Annotated in this window: 16 protein-coding genes and 1 pseudogene; 9 read left to right on the top strand and 8 right to left on the bottom strand. The window is 38.0% G+C overall.

Translation table 11 applies throughout. From position 1 onward, the window contains the following. Positions 1-207 (bottom strand): DUF5606 family protein (locus AC1DG9_RS16510; RefSeq protein WP_477634909.1); only part of this gene is annotated, 207 nt, incomplete at its 3' end. Between the two features lies 1 nt (position 208). Then, on the bottom strand, positions 209-646 hold the full coding sequence (locus AC1DG9_RS16505) for a peptidylprolyl isomerase (protein WP_172661497.1): 438 nt from the start codon (positions 644-646) through the stop codon (positions 209-211). Positions 647-865: 219 nt separating this feature from the next. Between AC1DG9_RS16505 and AC1DG9_RS16500 the strand changes: the two genes are divergently transcribed. Beyond that, positions 866-2,047, top strand: coding sequence for an asparagine synthetase B (locus AC1DG9_RS16500; protein ID WP_216854405.1), 1,182 nt, complete (start codon positions 866-868; stop codon positions 2,045-2,047). Between the two features lie 67 nt (positions 2,048-2,114). Here AC1DG9_RS16500 and AC1DG9_RS16495 read toward each other — a convergent pair whose 3' ends face one another. Genes AC1DG9_RS16495 through lpxK form a run of 3 tightly spaced genes read right to left on the bottom strand, consistent with a single transcriptional unit; the run spans position 2,115 to position 5,978 of the window. Next, positions 2,115-4,130: a putative porin gene (locus AC1DG9_RS16495; RefSeq protein WP_477634908.1), complete on the bottom strand. Its 2,016-nt coding sequence runs from the start codon at positions 4,128-4,130 to the stop codon at positions 2,115-2,117. Continuing rightward, positions 4,130-4,945, bottom strand: a complete 816-nt coding sequence (locus AC1DG9_RS16490; RefSeq protein WP_288882912.1) for a purine-nucleoside phosphorylase — start codon at positions 4,943-4,945, stop codon at positions 4,130-4,132. Before AC1DG9_RS16490 ends, AC1DG9_RS16495 begins: the two co-directional genes overlap by 1 nt. Next, complete coding sequence (gene lpxK / locus AC1DG9_RS16485) at positions 4,917-5,978, bottom strand: tetraacyldisaccharide 4'-kinase (RefSeq protein WP_288882910.1); 1,062 nt, start codon at positions 5,976-5,978, stop codon at positions 4,917-4,919. Before lpxK ends, AC1DG9_RS16490 begins: the two co-directional genes overlap by 29 nt. 113 nt (positions 5,979-6,091) lie before the next feature. On the opposite strand from lpxK, the gene pruA reads away from it, so the two are divergent. Continuing rightward, positions 6,092-7,861 carry an L-glutamate gamma-semialdehyde dehydrogenase gene (pruA, locus tag AC1DG9_RS16480; RefSeq protein ID WP_477634907.1) on the top strand — a complete coding sequence of 590 codons (1,770 nt, stop codon included), beginning with the start codon at positions 6,092-6,094 and terminating at the stop codon, positions 7,859-7,861. Here the strand turns inward: pruA and AC1DG9_RS16475 are convergent. The 3 genes and pseudogenes from AC1DG9_RS16475 to AC1DG9_RS16465 all read right to left on the bottom strand — a co-directional run. After that, positions 7,770-8,105 (bottom strand): annotated as a pseudogene (locus AC1DG9_RS16475) (carbonic anhydrase); the annotation flags it as partial. The gene pruA and the pseudogene AC1DG9_RS16475 overlap by 92 nt on opposite strands. 204 nt (positions 8,106-8,309) lie before the next feature. Then, positions 8,310-9,914 (bottom strand): SulP family inorganic anion transporter, encoded by a 1,605-nt coding sequence (locus AC1DG9_RS16470; protein ID WP_172661504.1) that lies wholly within the window; start codon positions 9,912-9,914, stop codon positions 8,310-8,312. A 78-nt stretch (positions 9,915-9,992) separates the two neighbouring features. Next, a complete protein-coding gene (locus tag AC1DG9_RS16465) occupies positions 9,993-10,331 on the bottom strand; it encodes a hypothetical protein (protein ID WP_048907414.1) in 339 nt (112 codons plus the stop codon). Between the two features lie 199 nt (positions 10,332-10,530). Between AC1DG9_RS16465 and AC1DG9_RS16460 the strand changes: the two genes are divergently transcribed. From AC1DG9_RS16460 to AC1DG9_RS16430, 7 genes are all read left to right on the top strand, one after another. Next, positions 10,531-11,766 (top strand): porin, encoded by a 1,236-nt coding sequence (locus AC1DG9_RS16460; protein WP_288882908.1) that lies wholly within the window; start codon positions 10,531-10,533, stop codon positions 11,764-11,766. Between the two features lie 25 nt (positions 11,767-11,791). Next, positions 11,792-13,333 (top strand): acyl-CoA carboxylase subunit beta, encoded by a 1,542-nt coding sequence (locus AC1DG9_RS16455; RefSeq protein ID WP_477634906.1) that lies wholly within the window; start codon positions 11,792-11,794, stop codon positions 13,331-13,333. After that, complete coding sequence (locus AC1DG9_RS16450) at positions 13,334-14,521, top strand: MFS transporter (RefSeq protein ID WP_337717208.1); 1,188 nt, start codon at positions 13,334-13,336, stop codon at positions 14,519-14,521. After that, on the top strand, positions 14,502-14,921 hold the full coding sequence (locus AC1DG9_RS16445; RefSeq protein WP_337717210.1) for a GNAT family N-acetyltransferase: 420 nt from the start codon (positions 14,502-14,504) through the stop codon (positions 14,919-14,921). Before AC1DG9_RS16450 ends, AC1DG9_RS16445 begins: the two co-directional genes overlap by 20 nt. 51 nt (positions 14,922-14,972) lie before the next feature. Continuing rightward, entirely contained in the window at positions 14,973-16,088 is a 1,116-nt protein-coding gene (locus tag AC1DG9_RS16440) for a M42 family metallopeptidase (RefSeq protein WP_048907419.1), read from the top strand. A gap of 108 nt (positions 16,089-16,196) precedes the next feature. Next, entirely contained in the window at positions 16,197-17,741 is a 1,545-nt protein-coding gene (locus AC1DG9_RS16435) for a helicase HerA-like domain-containing protein (protein WP_288882904.1), read from the top strand. Between the two features lie 103 nt (positions 17,742-17,844). Continuing rightward, on the top strand, positions 17,845-18,287 hold a 443-nt coding region (locus tag AC1DG9_RS16430; RefSeq protein ID WP_477634905.1), incomplete at its 3' end, for a sugar phosphate nucleotidyltransferase.

Genomic DNA, 18,287 nt, shown 5'->3' with positions numbered 1-18,287 from the left:
AGCCAAAACATCCACAAGCTTCAGATCCTCATCTTCGCCATAAATGGTAATGTCTTCTAATGATGCAAGTTTAGTTGTAGTAATATTGGCTACAATTTTAACTTTTTGAGCATCAAGGCTCTCAAGAACGTATCCACCTTTATTTTGCCCTACTAGTTTAAATAGCCCCGGTCTCCCAGATACTGCTACTATTCCTCTTAAATTCATATTAATCCTCTATTACTTCTATTCCTAAAATCTTGTCACCTTGTTTAATATCATCAACAATATCGACATTTTCTATTACTTTACCGAATACTGTGTGGTTTCTATCAAGGTGAGCAGTATTATCTCTGCTATGACAGATAAAAAACTGCGATCCTCCTGTGTTTCTGCCAGCATGTGCCATTGACAAAACACCACGGTCATGATATTGGTTCTCTCCAGAAAGCTCACAATCAATTTTATAACCCGGGCCACCTGCACCAGTTCCGGTAGGATCTCCACCCTGAACCACAAAATTTGGAATTACTCTGTGAAATATAACCCCATCATAAAATCCCTCGTTAGCTAATTTTTTAAAGTTAGCAACTGTATTTGGTGCATCCTGATCATAAAACTGAACAGTCATGTTCCCTTTCTCTGTTTTAATTATTGCTTTACTCATGTTGTTTTTTGTAAACGCCAAACTTAGATAAAATAGTTTTTATATGCAATTTATACTAAAAGCGTTATATGTACATTATAATTTTATATTGGTATGCAAAAAATATACATTCGTACTCACTGATACAACCACATGATTTTAAGCTTGAAAAAATTTGGCCTTCTGTTTTTTTTACTCGTAGTTACAATAGCTGCTAAGGCATCGTCTATTCTTATTTACATGGATGAGGACCAAAAAAACCATTTGAAAGCTTATGGTATAGCATATTGGGGCATTAAGCAAAAGGCGGATGTTAGCTGGCTCTTAAATTACAGAGGTGGCAGTTTTTTAATTGGCTATAACAAGGCTATTGAAGACGAGTGTAAAACCAGGGGGGTTTCTTATCAGATACTTGCCGACGGAAAGGTTACATCTATTTTAAATGAGATTAGCGACCCACAAGTAAATATGGAAATGGTGAAGCTTGAAAAAGCCCCAAAAATAGCGGTTTATTCGCCTAAAAGTAAATTACCATGGGATGATGCGGTTACTATGGTGCTTACCTATGCTGAAATTCCTTACGATGTGGTTTATGATGATGATGTTTTAAAGGATAAATTGTCAGCATATGACTGGCTGCACCTGCATCACGAGGATTTTACCGGCCAGTATGGTCGCTTCTGGAGTGCTTTTAGAAATGCGACCTGGTATCGTGAAGATGTTAAAAATCAAGAAGCTACTGCAAAAAGAAATGGTTTTACTAAGGTATCTCAATTGAAGTTGGCTGTAGCTAAACGGATAAAGGAGTTCTGTACTGGAGGTGGATTTCTTTTTGCAATGTGTTCGGGTACTGATAGTTTTGACATTGCATTGAGCGCCGAAGGTGTTGACATTTGTGAAAGTATGTTTGATGGCGACGGGGCCGATCCGCAGGCTCAAAGTAAACTTAATTTTAATAACACCTTTGCTTTTAAGGATTTTAAGCTTGATGAGAACCCTAATAATTACGAATTTTCTGATATAGATGCTACTCAAACCAGAACGCTTACACAGGCTAATGATTTTTTTACACTGTTTGATTTTTCTGCAAAATGGGATCTTGTGCCAACTATGCTCACTCAAAACCATGATAAGGTAATTAAGGGTTTTATGGGCCAAACCACTGCATTTAAGAAACGTTTTGTAAAGCCAAGTGTTACGGTTCTTGGTGAAAATAAAGGCGCCGAAGAGGTACGCTATTTAAACGGCGAGATTGGTAAAGGGCAGTTTACTTTTTATGGTGGACATGATCCGGAAGATTATCAGCATGCGGTTGGAGATCCTCCAACTGATCTAAATCTGCACCCTAATTCACCGGGTTATAGGTTAATTTTAAACAATGTTTTGTTTCCGGCTGCTAAAAAGAAACCGCAAAAGACTTAGTGATAACAACATGTAATCGTTCACCTCGTCATCGACGATAGCTTTAAAACAACCGCTCATCAATAGTTTAATCGTAGAAATTCCAGCTTACTCYAAATTTGAATAATAAACGGTCTGGCATTGGATAGCGATCAACTGTATAATATCCTTTATAAAGTAAGCCCTGGTTTACATAATCGCATTTCACAAAAAGGTTAGCTCTTCTTAAACTTGCTTTAACCCATACATCTACAATTGGCGTGGTATCAAACGTTACATCTTTACCAATATAGAACTGGCCAGTTGCAGTTGAATACGAGTATGCTTTGTATGGTGTGTTGTAACGGACATCGAAACCGACATTGGTTTTTAACACCTTAAAAAAGGTATGATCCAGATAAAAACTATTGAAGGTATAAACTTCAGGAGTACGTAACTTATCGGGATTATCTGTTTTTTGGTAAACAACATAACTCTCCAGATTAAACTTACCGAATCTGAATTTTTTACCTGCAGTTATTTTAAAGAGGTTTATGGAGGAACCTAACTGAAGTGGTTCTATTCCGCCTTTGTCATCCTGACCAAAATAAAGATACTTATCTATTAAATAGTACTGTGCACCTGCATCAAACCCAAATTTTTCGTTGATAAAATTAAAGGACAGGTTGATGGTTTTAGTACGATCGAAATTATTTTCCCAACGGTAGTGGTTGCCAAAGTAATTGGTATAGGTTTCTTCGGGTGACTTGTTTTGAAAATAAGCACCTAGAACTATACGACCAACAGATTTACTTAACAGCACGTTACTTTTGGCTTCGTATAAAAAATCACCTACGTTTCGTCCTTGAAAGATTTGTTGTAAATCGACATTAAAATCTATTTTGTTACTTAACCGATAGCCCGCATTACCCAACAAAGTAACATTTTGGAAAGTAGCTGAATAATCATAAAACCGGGTTCGGTCTCGATAAAGCACCAGCTGGTTATAATTATAAAAGTCGTGCTTTATACCTACATCGAGCTTTAGCTCATTTTTGATAATTGAACTTCCTTTTGCCCTAAGGAAAAAGCTGTAGATAAACTCATTCTGTATGTGGGTATATCTTGTACTGTCATTAGTGAAAGTAGTATCTGCCAAACCAATACCATTTGGGAAAACAGATTCCCTGACACGTTCTGAAGTAAAGCCCTCATCCTTTTGGAATGCATAGGAATTTGCATCATACTTTAAAGTATAGGATATCTTGTTTGTTGGGAGTATTTTTTTTGTTATTTCCTGGGCAACGCTATCTATCCGCCCCACAAAATAGGTCTGCTTAAGCATAAAACCAGTTTGCCGCCATATTCGTTTACCAGTTTGCAGCCTAACAGGTTCTGTAAGTTTATCTACAGAATTGTTTGTACCTGTATAAATAGAATCATTAAGGATGGATCCATTTTCTTGAGTTTTAAGGGTATTAAACACTACACTAGCCCATAGATTATACCTTTTGTTTGGCGATTGGTACCAGCTAAAGAGCGCGCCATTCAGGTCGTCTCCCCTTTGCCTTCTGTAATAACCATTTGCCCCTATCCTATTAAAATTGAGGCCCACATTAAAGTTCGGCTTAATATTCTGGGAGTGTATTACTTTAAAAACTTGCTCAGCTTCGCCGGCGCTAACATAATAAAGACTGGTAAATGGTGTTCTTGCCTGGTAATACCTAACATCGTCGTGCGTCATTGCGTAATAATCCAGCGAGTGCATACCAATGTCAAAACCTATTGTTTTAGACGGTTCAAAAAGCATTGGTCTGGCGGCCAGGCCTAAGTTACCAACCCCAACTGTTGGTGTTCTTGGGTGTATAAGTATGTTAAAATTTTGAAAGCCTGTTAGTGTTGTGTCCAGAGGTATAGTTTGTATGCTATCCTTTGTAAGTTTAAGGGTAGTATATCTGATAAATCTTGAGGTGAATACTATAGAATCTCTTCCTTCTTCTTCTTTCTTTCTTAAGGAGTCCATCTCCTTATTATCATTAACGGTAGTTTTTAAATCCTGCGCGAACAATTGTGCACCACCGAAGATGACAAAGCAAAAAACAAGAAAGGCAATGTTTTTATACATTATAAAGTTGAAATTAACTGGCTCAATATTTTTGTCATTTTAGGCTCGGCTATCTTTGCTGTTTCTATTATTTCTTCAAGACTAACCGGTTCAAGTACTTCAGGGAATCCCTCATCCGTTAAAACAGAAATTGCAAATACAGGGATGGTCATGTGGTTGGCTACTATAACCTCGGGCACAGTACTCATCCCTACAGCATCGCCTCCAATAATTCTCAAATAATTATATTCTGCTTTAGTTTCTAAATTGGGTCCTGTTACGGCAATGTAAACGCCTTGATGGCACTTAATGTTGTTGTCCTTAGCAATATTAATTGCTTGCTTTATTAATGCTCTATTATAAGGCTGACTCATGTCGGGAAAACGAGGTCCCATGTCCGAATCATTACTACCACGTAAAGGACTCTCTGGCTGCAAATTGATGTGATCATTGATCACCATTAAGTCGCCTTTTTTAAATTCCGGATTTAACGATCCCGCAGCATTTGAAACAAATAAGTGGGCTATCCCTAAAGCTTTCATTGCCCTGATCGGGAAAGTAATTTGCTGCATAGAATAGCCTTCGTAATAATGAAGCCTTCCTTGCATTGCAATTACTTTTTTGCCATTGAGCTTTCCGAAGATTAGCTTTCCGGTATGAAATTCGAGTGTCGAGATTGGGAAATTAGGAATATTAGAATACATCAACTGGTATTCAACTTCTATATCGTTAACAAGACCACCAAGGCCAGTTCCTAAAACAATTCCAATTTCCGGAAGAAAATTATCAGTTTTTCGTTTTATATATTCAACGGTTTCGTGTAGTGCTTGAAACATAATCTAAAATCTTTTGATCAAATGTAGCTTTATCTTCTTCCTGTAATGTTATTTTAACAGGCAAATAAAAGACAGGCAAATTTAAAAGTAATTCTTTTAATACATCATCTAATAAACGTTGTGCATCYTTTTCTGTTGTTATTATTATTTTTTCTTCTGAAGGATCGTTCTTAAAGGCATTTACAAGTTGCTGAATATTTTGCAAAGTAAAGCGATAATGATCAGGATAGTCATGGTGATCTATACGCTGCGTATATTTTTGCAACTGAGTTAACAAAGGTAAAGGGTTAGCTATCCCGGTTAATAAGAATACAGAAGTAGTACCTGAAATTGAGGATAGAGGCCGCTGTTCTTTTGAAATAAGGTTTGTAAGGCTACCATAAGTTAAAAAAGAAAAGGATAGCTTTTCTTTTGCTGGTGCATCAAACCTATTTAAGCAAGCTTGCTTTTGATGCACATCTATCTTTTCTGGTCCTTTGGTAACCAGCAATGCCTGTGCCCGATGATATCCAGAAAAAGGTTCTCTTAAATTTCCGGCAGGAAGCAAAAATTGCGGACTTAGTAGTTTTTGATATTCAAAAAGAAGGATGTTAAAACCGGGTTTTACACTCCTATGCTGAAAAGCATCGTCCAGTATTATAATATCGTGATTACTTTTTAAAAGATTAATACCGGTTACCCTGTCTTCGCAAACTGCAACAGTAACTGTTGGAAACTTGTTGTAAAACTGCATTGGTTCGTCGCCTATTGTTTCTGCATTTGAGTTTGCATCTGCAAGGATATATCCTTTAGTTTTACGGCCGTACCCCCTACTTAGGATGGCAATACGCTTATCAGGTAACAGATTTACGAGGTACTCTGTTACCGGACTTTTGCCAGACCCCCCAACAACAAGGTTMCCTACACATATCACTGGTAAGTCAAAATTTGTTTGCTTAAACACACCTGTATCGTATAGCTTATTCCTGATGAGAACTACTAAGCCATAGAGGACAGAAAACGGAAGTAATAATAATCTGAGGTATTTAATCATGTGCCGTTTCAAAAATAAGAATTATTACCTCGCATTTTATCACGTTTATACGGATTGCCATTTACCTGTGTAATAAATAAAAGTTTACCTTTGTAAAAATAACTTATTATAACATGCTTAAAGGATTTTTTAACGTACCCGCTCCTGTAAATGAGCCCATTTTGGGTTATGCACCAGGGAGTAAAGAACGTGAACTTTTAAAGGCCGCTTTAGCCGATGCCCGTTCCAAACAAATTGAGATACCGATGTATATTGGTGTTGAGGAAGTGCATACAGAAGTTAAAGGAAAGGTTACCCCTCCGCACGATCATCAACATGTATTGGGTAAATATAGTATTGGAAATAAAAACCACGTAAAGCAAGCTATTGATGCTGCTTTGGCAGCTAAAGCTGATTGGGAAAATTTGGCGTGGGAACATCGTGCTGCAATTTTTCTGAAGGCAGCCGATTTAATTGCAGGTCCGTATCGTTATAAATTAAATGCTGCAACAATGCTTGGGCAGTCTAAGAATGCTTACCAGGCTGAAATTGACTCGGCATGTGAGCTGATTGATTTCCTTCGTTTCAATGTTAGCTATATGGCTGAAATCTATAAGCAGCAACCCCCTGTTTCGCCTAAAGGATCTTGGAACAGAGTTGAGCAACGCCCATTGGAAGGTTTTGTGTTTGCTTTAACCCCGTTTAACTTTACTGCCATCGCAGGGAATCTTCCTACATCAGCAGCTATGATGGGGAATGTTGTGGTATGGAAACCAGCAGATACTCAAATTTTTGCAGCTAATGTATTAATGCAGATATTCAGAGAAGCGGGATTACCTGATGGTGTGATCAACCTTGTTTATGTTGATGGACCTGAAGCTGGCGAAGTGATTTTTAGTCACCCTGACTTTGCCGGAATTCACTTTACTGGTTCTACTGCAGTTTTCCAAAACATCTGGAAAACTATTGGTAATAACATTCATAAATTTAAAACCTATCCGCGTATTGTTGGAGAAACCGGTGGTAAGGATTTTATCCTTGTTCATGGTTCTGCAGAACCGGAAATATCAAGTACAGCAATTATTCGTGGTGCTTTTGAATATCAAGGTCAGAAGTGTTCTGCTGCCTCTCGCGTTTATGTATCGAAAACCGTATGGCCTGAGATTAAGGATTTAATGATCCGTGATCTGGCTACCTTTAAAATGGGTGGAACTGAAGATTTCAGTAATTTCATTAATGCAGTTATTGACGAGAAATCTTTCAATAAACTGGCTAAATATATTGATGAAGCCAAGCAAGACAAATCTGTAGAGATTATTGCAGGAGGAAATTACGATAAATCTAAAGGTTACTTTATTGAGCCCACAGTTCTTGTTGTTAAAGATCCAAAATATACCACAATGTGTGAAGAGCTTTTTGGCCCTGTATTAACAATATACGTTTACGAGGATAAAGATTTTGATAAAGTTCTGGACATTATAGATACTACTTCTATTTATGCCTTAACAGGTGCTGTTATTGCCCAGGATCGTTACGCGATAGAAAAGGCTACTCAACGTTTAAGAAACGCTGCCGGTAATTTCTATATTAATGATAAATGCACCGGTGCTGTTGTTGGACAGCAGCCTTTTGGTGGTGCCAGAGGATCGGGTACAAATGATAAAGCCGGATCAATGATTAATCTATTGCGCTGGGTTTCTCCTCGTACTATTAAGGAAACTTTTGATCCACCAAAGGATTATCGTTATCCAAACCTGATTTTAAACTATAAACCCAGGCATGCACACCAAGTTCCTGACCCGATGCCCATGCGTTTTGTACAATTGAAGTACTCATCACATTTGCAGCTCCCTCTATGGCATTCAACTCCACTAAACGGTCAGACCTCTTTTGTGGATCTTTAATGGTCGACATTTCACGCTCGTGTATGCGAATCACATCTTTAATGTTTCTTAACCAGTTGTCAATTAACCCCACTTGTTTATCTCCAAGTGCAGCATTTACACCCCCACAGCCATAGTGACCGCAAACAATTATATGTTTTACTTTAAGAACATTAACTGAATAATCCAGAACACTTAACAAATTCATATCTGTATGCGTAACCACGTTTGCAATATTGCGGTGTACAAAGATATCACCAGGCATTGTGTTCGTGATCTGATTAGCCGGCACACGACTATCTGAGCAACCTATCCACAATACAGGCGGAGCTTGACCTGCAGAGAGGCGTTCAAAGAAAAGGGGGTCTTCTTTAAGAGTCTCAGCAACCCACTCTTTATTTCCATTTAATAAGCTATCATAAGTAATCTGATCTGTATGTTGTTTTTCTAATTTCGCGCACATAATAATTTAATTATTAATTTCTTCAATGATTTTATTGTTCAATTTTGGCACGGTATATTGTTCTTTAATATTTTCTAAAATTACAATAATACCCTTTGTATAAGCATTGTGCTTATAATTAAAAATGGTTTCCAATACGTCGGGGTCTATATACCGTGAATTGGATCCATCAATGATCACGTTAGTTTCTTTAGGTATTTTATTTAATACCACCTGAATGGCAGCCTTGTTTAAGAAAGATACTTCTTCGGCCAATTTTATTCTCAAGTTCTTTTTATTACCCTCTTCCTGTATTTTGTAGAAGTATGGATTACGCATATTGGTACGTAATAAATAGAATATTGAGAACAGCATACCTATTGCAACACCTTTTAACAAATCTGTTAGCAAAACAGCTACAATAGTAATTACAAACGGGACAAACTGATCCCAGCCTTTGTGGTACATATGTTTAAAAAGCTCTATACGTGCTAATTTATACCCTGTTACCAATAGAATTGCAGCCAGACATGCCAAAGGAATCATATTGATAATACCCGGTATAAAAAGCAGGGATAAAAGCAACCATACTCCATGAAAAATAGCTGACATCTTTGTTCTTCCACCTGCATTTACGTTTGCAGAGCTTCTTACAATTACCGATGTTAAAGGCAATCCGCCTAACAAACCACTAACCATGTTTCCTGTACCCTGAGCAACCAGTTCCCTATTTGTAGGCGATACACGCTTAATTGGATCTATCTTGTCTACCGCTTCAATACTTAATAGCGTTTCAAGACTGGCAACCACCGCAATTGTTGCAGCAACAACCCAGACTTTTCCATTCGTTATCTGTGAAAAATCTGGTGCGGCAAATAAACCCGTAAATTCCGACCAGCTGTTCACAACTGGAATCTCTACCATTTGTTTTGCTTCCAAAGCATAATTCCCGCCCTGAAAAACAATTGTAAGCACAACTCCTATTACTACCACTACCAGGGGAGCGGGAACAACACTTAATTTTTTAAATTTTGGCCAAAAGACCAAGATTAAAATTGACAATACACTTATTACAATAGCAGCCAGACTAAAATGGCCTAATGCCCCACTAATGGCTGAAAATGTATTTTCATTATCTTTTTGGAAGAAACTTTCATCACCAAAAAAATCTGAATCTACCCCGAGCGCATGAGGAAGTTGTTTAAGTATCAAGGTTAATCCGATTGCGGCAAGCATCCCTTCAATTACACTTGAGGGGAAGTAATTACCGATAGTTCCGCCCTTTAACAATCCAAGTATTATCTGAATTACACCTGCCAAAACTACTGCAAGTAAAAAGGTCTGATAAGCGCCCAATTGGCTGATAGCTCCCAGAACGATTGCGGTTAATCCAGCCGCAGGCCCACTAACACTTAATTGTGATCCGCTTAAGCTGGCAACTACAACGCCACCAACTATACCTGTTATAAGACCCGCAAACAGAGGTGCACCTGAGGCTAAAGCTATCCCTAAACATAGGGGGAGAGCAACAAGAAATACCACAATACTGGATGGCAAATCACGCTTCAGATTCTTTTTTAATATATATTTCTTCACTTCCAATCTTGAAAAGATTGAGTTTCCACTTTGCATAAAACTATGTTTTAATCTTTTAAACTAATTTTTAAAAATTGCATACCGCTCCCCCTTTGGGTGGTAACACATAATAAATTAGCTCAGGTTAGGAGGCGGTGTGGGTACAGACGGATGGAATGGATCGAAATACCGTTTGAAATTATCTATAAAGCTATTCTTTATACCGTAAAGATGTAGGACAGATGACCATACGTAGTCGTGCTGAAAGTCAATCTTATAATCAAAGAGCTTTACTTTTGCCTTTCCCGGATCTCCATCACTGCTATGTTCGGCTTCGATTTGCATGATTACAGAAATCATGATGTTCTTATCAATATGACTAAAAAATACAGGCGCACCGGAAATTACCATCTTCGCCGAGAAGATACTTAAGAAGGTAATAACTATTAATATACGGTACTTTCTTAGAAACATTTGTTTTTATTCTTTCACCTAACTCTCCAAAAATAGCTCCAAACATTGCTTATTTACAAATTATCATGTAAAAAAAATGTAATTTAGTTGTTGCTTTATCATATTTTGGACTTCTATTTTTTAAAAATCTGAAGCCATTTTAAAGAAAAATGCTTCATTTACCGTAATTTAGGCGATCAAAATTCTTTTTTACTCATTCATGAAAAAAACACTGTTAAGCCTGATATTTCTTTATCCGGTTGTCCTTTTTGCCCAAAGTAATAATGCTCCCTCAACTTATGACCCTCATGAAATTGCGATAACAGGCTATCTGCAAACACAATTTCAAAAAGCTCAATCTGGTGGCATTTCCTCCTTTTCGGGCGGAGATTTCTCAAAAAACTCCGACAGTCGTTTCATGATTCGCAGGGGTAGATTGAAAATTGACAGGGCTGATAAGTATTCGAGCATTGTTTTCCAAATAGATGCTACGCAAAATGGCATTCAATTAATGGACGCCTTTATACAGTTGCATCAACCTGATTCAAAGGAACTATTGTTAACTGCTGGTTTGTTTAACCGCCCCTTTGGTCACTCTATTGTTTACTCCTCGGGATATAGAGATTTCCCTGAAAGAGCGAGAGTTTTCCAAACGTTGATGCCAAGGGAGCGTGATATTGGTGCCATGGTTACTTATCACCCCAGTAAAATATTTAATTTTCTGACAGCAGAGTTAGCTGTAATAAATGGAAGCGGATACAATGCCAGAGATTATGACTCAAGAAAAGATATTATAGGCAACCTTGGTTTTAAATTCGACAGTCTGGCAAATAAAAAACTTCATATAGGCTTTGGAGCATCTATCTATGAAGGTTGGGTACGTAACGATACTGAAAATTATTACTCTGCTACAGGATCTGGATTTCAAAAAAACACAAGCCCCGACAATGTTGGCTACTTTGGTAAACGCGAATATTATGGAGGTAACTTACAGCTTCAATACGACAATACTTTTGGCCGAACCATATTTAAAGCTGAATATCTTCAAGGAACACAACCTGGGGTAGCTGCTACTGCCAGCATATTAGGTCCAGTTGCCAGTACTAGTTTCTCTGCACAACCAGCAACAGACCTATATCTACGCCAGTTTTCTGGTTATTACTTATGGTTAACCCAGCAGATTGCAAAAAGTAAGTTTACTGCACTGGTATCTTATGATGTGTACGACCCAAACAGAGAAATAAGTGAATCGGAAATTGGCATTGCAGGCAACAATACTTCAGCTGGTGATATTAAATTTAGCACCCTTGGTTATGGCCTGACCTATCTAATAAATTCAAGATTTAAACTTACATTGTACAACGAGCACGTTGTTAACGATGCGACTAAGTTGCCAGACTATACGGCCGACTTAAAAGATGATGTGTTTACTACCAGATTACAGTATCGCTGGTAAATAATTAAAATTATTAGTGTTTAAAATGAAGAATAAAATAGATGTACTTCAGGACAAAATAAAAAAAGCGAATGAAGGTGGCGGTGCAGCGAGAATTCAAAGTCAGCATAAAAAAGGAAAACTAACGGCCAGAGAGCGAATCCATTTTTTATTGGATGAGAATTCCTTTGAGGAAATTGGCATGATGGTAACCCATAGAAGTGTTGATTTTGGCATGGAACGGGAAAAATATTTAGGGGATGGTGTTGTAACTGGCTATGGAAACATAAATGGCAGGCTAGTTTACGTGTTTTCACAGGATTTTACCGTTTTTGGCGGCYCTCTTTCTGAAACACATGCCGAAAAGATCTGCAAAATAATGGACATGGCCATGAAAAACGGAGCTCCCCTGATTGGCTTAAATGATAGTGGTGGTGCGCGGATACAGGAAGGTGTGGTTTCTTTAGGCGGTTATGCCGATATATTTTATAGAAATGTTCAGGCATCAGGAGTTATCCCACAACTTTCAGCAATAATGGGACCTTGTGCTGGGGGCGCAGTATATTCGCCTGCCATTACCGACTTTATTTTAATGGTAGAGAATACCTCGTACATGTTTGTTACAGGACCAAATGTTGTTAAAACTGTAACCCACGAAGAGGTAAGTTCTGAAGAACTTGGTGGTGCATCTACTCATGCTACAAAATCGGGTGTAACTCATTTTGCGTGCTCAAATGAATTAGATGCCATTAATCATGTTAAGAGATTACTGAGTTATATGCCTCAGAATTGTGAAGAGATCCCATTGCAATTGCCCTATACTTTGACTGATGAAAGTCGTTTATCTCTTAATGGCATTATGCCCGAGAATTCGAATCAGCCTTATGATGTTAGGTCTATAATAAGCGAAGTGGCCGATACAGATAGCTTTCTAGAAGTACATAAAGATTATGCAGAAAATATTGTGGTCGGATTTATCCGCTTGGCAGGAAGAAGTATAGGTATTGTTGCTAATCAGCCTGCTTATCTTGCTGGGGTATTGGACAATCATGCTTCAACAAAGGCCGCCAGATTTGTACGCTTTTGCGACTGCTTTAATATCCCATTGCTTGTTTTCGAGGACGTTCCCGGTTTTTTGCCAGGTACAGACCAGGAATGGAATGGAATTATTACCAATGGCGCTAAATTATTATATGCTTTTAGTGAAGCAACTGTACCCCGTATTACTGTAATTACAAGAAAAGCCTATGGTGGTGCATATGATGTGATGAACTCTAAACATATTGGAGCCGACTTAAACTATGCATGGCCTACTGCAGAAATTGCAGTTATGGGTGCAAAAGGTGCTGCCGAAATAATTTTCAAGAAGGAAATTACCAGCGCAGAGCACCCTGAAGAAAAATGGCTGGAGAAAGAAAAGCTCTATTCAGATATTTTTGCTAATCCTTACAGAGCCGCAGAACGTGGCTTTGTAGATGAGGTTATAGAACCTGCCCAAACCAGGTCTAAACTAATAAAGGCATTTAAAATGTTAGAGAACAAAGTTGTAAACAGACCTCGTAAAAAACACGGAAATATCCCTCTATAAATGAAACTTAGTCGTACTGATGTGCTATTGATGGCCTTTTGTACAGGGCTTATCGTGGCAAATATTTATTACTGCCAGCCTCTGGTTATTTTAATCGCTAAAGAGTTTGGTTTAACAGAGAGCCATGCCGGTAAAATTACATACCTAACACAAGCTGGCTATGCCCTAGGACTATTTCTATTGGTTCCTTTGGGTGATATGTTTGAAAGGAAGAAACAAATACTTTTAATAACATGTCTTGCTATTGGGGCATTGCTGTTGGCAGCTTTTGCCCACTCCTTCTTATTATTGGAAATTGCTTGTGTATTAATTGGCGCAAGCTCCATTATTCCTCAGCTTGTTTTACCAATGGCTGCAAATCTTAGTTCAGACCAAGATCGTGGTCCTACGGTAGGTATAATTATGAGCGGCTTACTTATTGGCATCCTTGCATCAAGAGCAGTTAGTGGAAGTATAGGATTTTTATGGGGATGGAGAACAGTTTATTTTATGGCTGCTGGCATATGTTTCCTTTTATTACTGCTTATGGCCAGACGCTTTCCACAAAGCAGACCGTCATTTAAAGGCACTTATAATGAATTAATGTCATCTATGTGGTATTACATAAAAACTGAGCCCGTACTACGCGAAGCTTCTATTATAAACTTTCTGGCTTTCTCTATACTCAGCGCGTTCTGGACAACGATGGTATTATTCCTTGCCAATCCCCCATTTAATCTTCAAACGCTGCAGATAGGTCTTTTCGGCATTGCTGGTGCTGCAGGAGCTTTAGCCGCGCCATTAGTTGGAAAGTTTAGTGGTGGCCAAAACCCTCGTAAGAATCTGCTGGTCGGGTTAATTCTGCAATTACTTAGCATTGCTGCCTTTTACTTTACCGGCAGCCACCTTTACCTATTTGTAGCTGGTATTATTTTAATAGATATTGGTCAGCAAGCTATCCATGTAACCAATCAAACCCGGATCTATGCTATACTACCGGAAGCTCGTAATCGTTTAAACACTGTGTTTATGTCTGTGAGCTTTGTTGGAGCATCTTTTGGTTCCGCCTTAGGTTTATGGCTTTGGGAACAGGGTAAGTGGCCATTATTCTGCTGGGGATGCGGGGCCGTTATTGTTCTAAACATTTGCATATACAAGTTTTATAGTGGTAAAATAAAGATTAACATTGATGCAGGAAATTCAAATTGAACAAATCAGACCTGATTTAACCTGGAGGATAAGACATGAAGTTATGTATCCAGACCTACCTCTTGATGCTATAAAGTTGGCTAATGATAATGATGGAATCCATTTTGGGCTATTTGCAAATAACCAACTAACTTCTATAGTTTCTTTGTTCAATTCGGGCAATGTTTATCAATTCAGAAAATTCGCGACAATTGTGGAGTCGCAGGGAAAAGGATATGGATCATTATTATTGGATCATATAATTAACTATGTTAAATCCCTTGGAGCTGCAAAGCTATGGTGCAATGCGCGCGTTTCGGCCATCCCTTTTTATAACAAATTCGGCTTCGTTCAAACAGACAAATTTTCTACAAATAACGGTATCGACTTTGTCATTATGGAGTTAGAACTCAATAATTAACTTGGTGCTTAGGCAGTAGTTTCTATATTTGTTTAGAATAAAAAATATACAATGGCAAAGAAAAAAGAAGATAAAAAGAAACACGTAAGTGTAGTAAATAAAAAATCGCTTCAATTTTTTGAAAAATATATCAATAACCCATCTCCAACAGGTTTCGAATACCCTGGTCAAAAATTATGGCTAGATTATTTAAAACCATATATAGATGAAAGTTTCATCGATAATTACGGGACTGCAGTTGGTGTGATTAATCCCAAAGCAGATTTCAAAGTAGTTATTGAGGCTCATGCCGATGAGATCTCCTGGTTTGTTAATTATATCACTCCTGATGGCTTAATTTATGTAATCCGCAATGGAGGGTCAGATCATCAGATAGCTCCTTCTAAGCGCGTAAACATACACACCGACAACGGTTTGGTTAAAGCCGTATTTGGATGGCCTGCTATTCACACCCGTAGCGGTGGCGAGAAAGAGGAGGCTCCGGCGTTAAAAAACATCTTCCTTGATTGTGGATGTACATCTAAAGAAGAAGTTGAAAAACTTGGTATTCATGTAGGTTGCGTAATTACCTATGAAGATGAATTTATGGTATTAAACGACCGCTATTATGTTGGCCGTGCACTGGATAACAGAGCCGGTGGATTTATGATTGCCGAAGTTGCCAGACTGCTTCAGGAAAATAAAAAGAAATTACCTTTTGGGCTTTACATTGTAAACTCAGTACAGGAAGAAATTGGATTAAGGGGAGCCGAAATGATAGCCCACAGAATTAAACCTAACGTGGCTATAATTACTGATGTTACTCATGATACCACTACCCCAATGATCAATAAGATCACTCAGGGAGATTTGGCTTGTGGCAAAGGTCCGGTAGTTTCTTATGCACCTGCTGTTCAAACAAATTTAAACAAATTGCTTATTGAAACAGCTGAGAAGAATGATATCCCTTTCCAACGTCAGGCATCATCCCGCTCAACCGGTACAGATACTGATGCTTTTGCTTATTCTAACGGAGGTGTTCCATCTGCATTAATTTCTTTACCATTAAGGTATATGCATACCACAGTTGAAATGATTCATAAAGAAGATGTTGACAATGTGATCAACCTCATTTATCATTCTTTATTGAACATTAAAAAAGATCACGACTTTACTTATAAGAAGTAGTTTTAAATAACCTTATTTTTAAAAGGGTGTATCATGAACTATGATACACCCTTTCTTTTGTTTGTATTTCGGGTGCTTTTCTTACTTTTATAAAAACTATCTTTTCCTATGAGTGATCAATCCGCAAAATTTACAGAAAAAATTAAGGCCTCTTATACACCAAGTGGTTCATACATATATCTTGGAGCTGGTATTCTGGATGGGCAAGTAATCGCTGAAGCTGAAGTTAATTTGTCTTTAAAAATGATGAATAGGCATGGACTTGTTGCAGGTGCAACAGGGACAGGAAAAACCCGCACATTGCAGTTGCTATCAGAACAATTGTCTGATGCAGGTGTACCGGTATTTATGCTTGATGTAAAGGGCGATTTATCAGGCCTTAATCAGCCAGGACCAATCAATCCAAAAATAGAGGAAAGAGCAGGTCAACTGGGCAAGCCTTTTAATCCTTCTGGATTCCCTGTCGAGATTTTTTCCTTATCTGGCAAATTAGGCGCTCAAATGCGGGCTACTGTTCTTGAATTTGGGCCTACCCTACTGTCTAAAATCCTCGATCTAAATGATACACAGGCAGGTGTTTTAGCTGTGATCTTTAAGTATGCTGATGATAGCAAACTACCAATTATTGATCTTAATGATCTTAAAAAATTAGTTTCATACCTGGCCGAAGGGCAAGGTGCCGAAGAGATTAAAAGTTCTTATGGTAAAATATCCACTGCCACCTCAGGAACAATATTAAGAAAGATCGTTACCATTGAGCAACAGGGACTGAGCGCTATGTTTGGCGAACGTTCATTTGACATCGAAGATCTTTTTACTAAAACCGACGGTAAAGGAGTAATCAGTTTGCTCAATATCTCAGATGTCCAAAATCAGCCGGTGCTTTATTCTACTTACCTGTTAAGTTTACTTGCAGAAATTTTTTATAGCATGCCTGAAGTTGGAGATTTAGATAAACCTAAGCTGGTTTTCTTTTTTGATGAGGCGCATTTGTTATTTAAAAATTCTTCAAAAGCTTTTCTGGAACAGATAGAAACTATTATCAGATTGATCAGATCAAAAGGTATAGGTGTATTTTTCTGTACTCAAGCCCCTAGTGATGTCCCTGAGAGTGTATTATCTCAACTAGGAAATCGTGTTCAGCACGCTTTGAGAGCATTTACACCAAATGATGTTGATGCGCTTAAAAAGACTGTAAATACTTATCCAAGATCCGAATTCTACGAGATCGACAAAATGTTGACTTCATTAGGAACCGGACAGGCTTTGATAACAGTGTTGAACGAAAAAGGTATCCCTACAGAAGTGGCAGCAACTATGCTTACACCTCCAAGAGCAATCATGGGACCACTCAGTGCGGCGGATTATAATAACCTTGTCCAATCAAGCGAGCTTACTACTAAATACCAGGAATCAATTGATCCTGAGAGCGCCTATGAAATCTTAACCAAACGTGTAAATGATAAACTAACCGAGGAAGAAGAAACAAAACAAGAAGAGGCTCCTAAAAAAGGTGAGAAGAGTTTAGTTGAACAGGTAATGGGCGCAACTATAACCAGACAAATAGGAAAAGAAATAGTGCGGGGATTATTTGGTATGCTTACAGGGAAAAAACCTCGCAGCAGCGGCGGAAAGGGAATATTTGGATTTTAACTACCTCAATATCCATGCGATACATTGAGAACCGTTATCAGACTAATGAAAAAACTATCTCACTTTTTACATTGAATATAAATTGAATCATTATTTTCGCTGCATGAAAAAACCTACCTTATTAATATTAGCAGCTGGTATGGCAAGTCGCTATGGCAGCATGAAACAGATTGATGGCTTTGGCCCCAATGGAGAAACAATTATTGATTATTCTATATACGATGCAATTAAAGCTGGATTCGGCAAAGTAGTCTTCATCATCAAAGAAGAATTTGTAGAAAACTTTAAAGCCATATTTGAACCTAAACTAAATGGTAAAATTGAAACTGATTATGTATTCCAAAATTTCGATTTGAAACAATTTGGCATTGAAGAGGAAATTTACCGCGAAAAACCATGGGGAACTGCTCATGCCATTCTATCTGGCAGAAACGCCATTAAAGAGCCTTTTTGCGTAATCAACGCAGATGATTATTATGGTTATGATGCGTTTAAAAAAATGGTAGACTTTTTAAATAATGAGGCAACTGACAGCAACTATTCTAT

The organism is Pedobacter sp. 05L430, from assembly GCF_056397585.1.
The sequence above is the reverse complement of the archived record's forward strand: the minus strand, read 5'-3'. Positions and strand labels throughout refer to the sequence as shown.

Bases quoted from the DNA above. Each gene is read 5' to 3' on its own strand.
- AC1DG9_RS16505 (WP_172661497.1), bottom strand. From the start codon at position 646: ATGAGTAAAGCAATAATTAAAACAGAGAAAGGGAACATGACTGTTCAG.
- AC1DG9_RS16500 (WP_216854405.1), top strand. From the start codon at position 866: ATGGATGAGGACCAAAAAAACCATTTGAAAGCTTATGGTATAGCATAT.
- AC1DG9_RS16490 (WP_288882912.1), bottom strand. From the start codon at position 4,945: ATGTTTCAAGCACTACACGAAACCGTTGAATATATAAAACGAAAAACT.
- pruA (WP_477634907.1), top strand. From the start codon at position 6,092: ATGCTTAAAGGATTTTTTAACGTACCCGCTCCTGTAAATGAGCCCATT.
- AC1DG9_RS16470 (WP_172661504.1), bottom strand. From the start codon at position 9,914: ATGCAAAGTGGAAACTCAATCTTTTCAAGATTGGAAGTGAAGAAATAT.
- AC1DG9_RS16465 (WP_048907414.1), bottom strand. From the start codon at position 10,331: ATGTTTCTAAGAAAGTACCGTATATTAATAGTTATTACCTTCTTAAGT.
- AC1DG9_RS16460 (WP_288882908.1), top strand. From the start codon at position 10,531: ATGAAAAAAACACTGTTAAGCCTGATATTTCTTTATCCGGTTGTCCTT.
- AC1DG9_RS16450 (WP_337717208.1), top strand. From the start codon at position 13,334: ATGAAACTTAGTCGTACTGATGTGCTATTGATGGCCTTTTGTACAGGG.
- AC1DG9_RS16445 (WP_337717210.1), top strand. From the start codon at position 14,502: ATGCAGGAAATTCAAATTGAACAAATCAGACCTGATTTAACCTGGAGG.
- AC1DG9_RS16440 (WP_048907419.1), top strand. From the start codon at position 14,973: ATGGCAAAGAAAAAAGAAGATAAAAAGAAACACGTAAGTGTAGTAAAT.
- AC1DG9_RS16435 (WP_288882904.1), top strand. From the start codon at position 16,197: ATGAGTGATCAATCCGCAAAATTTACAGAAAAAATTAAGGCCTCTTAT.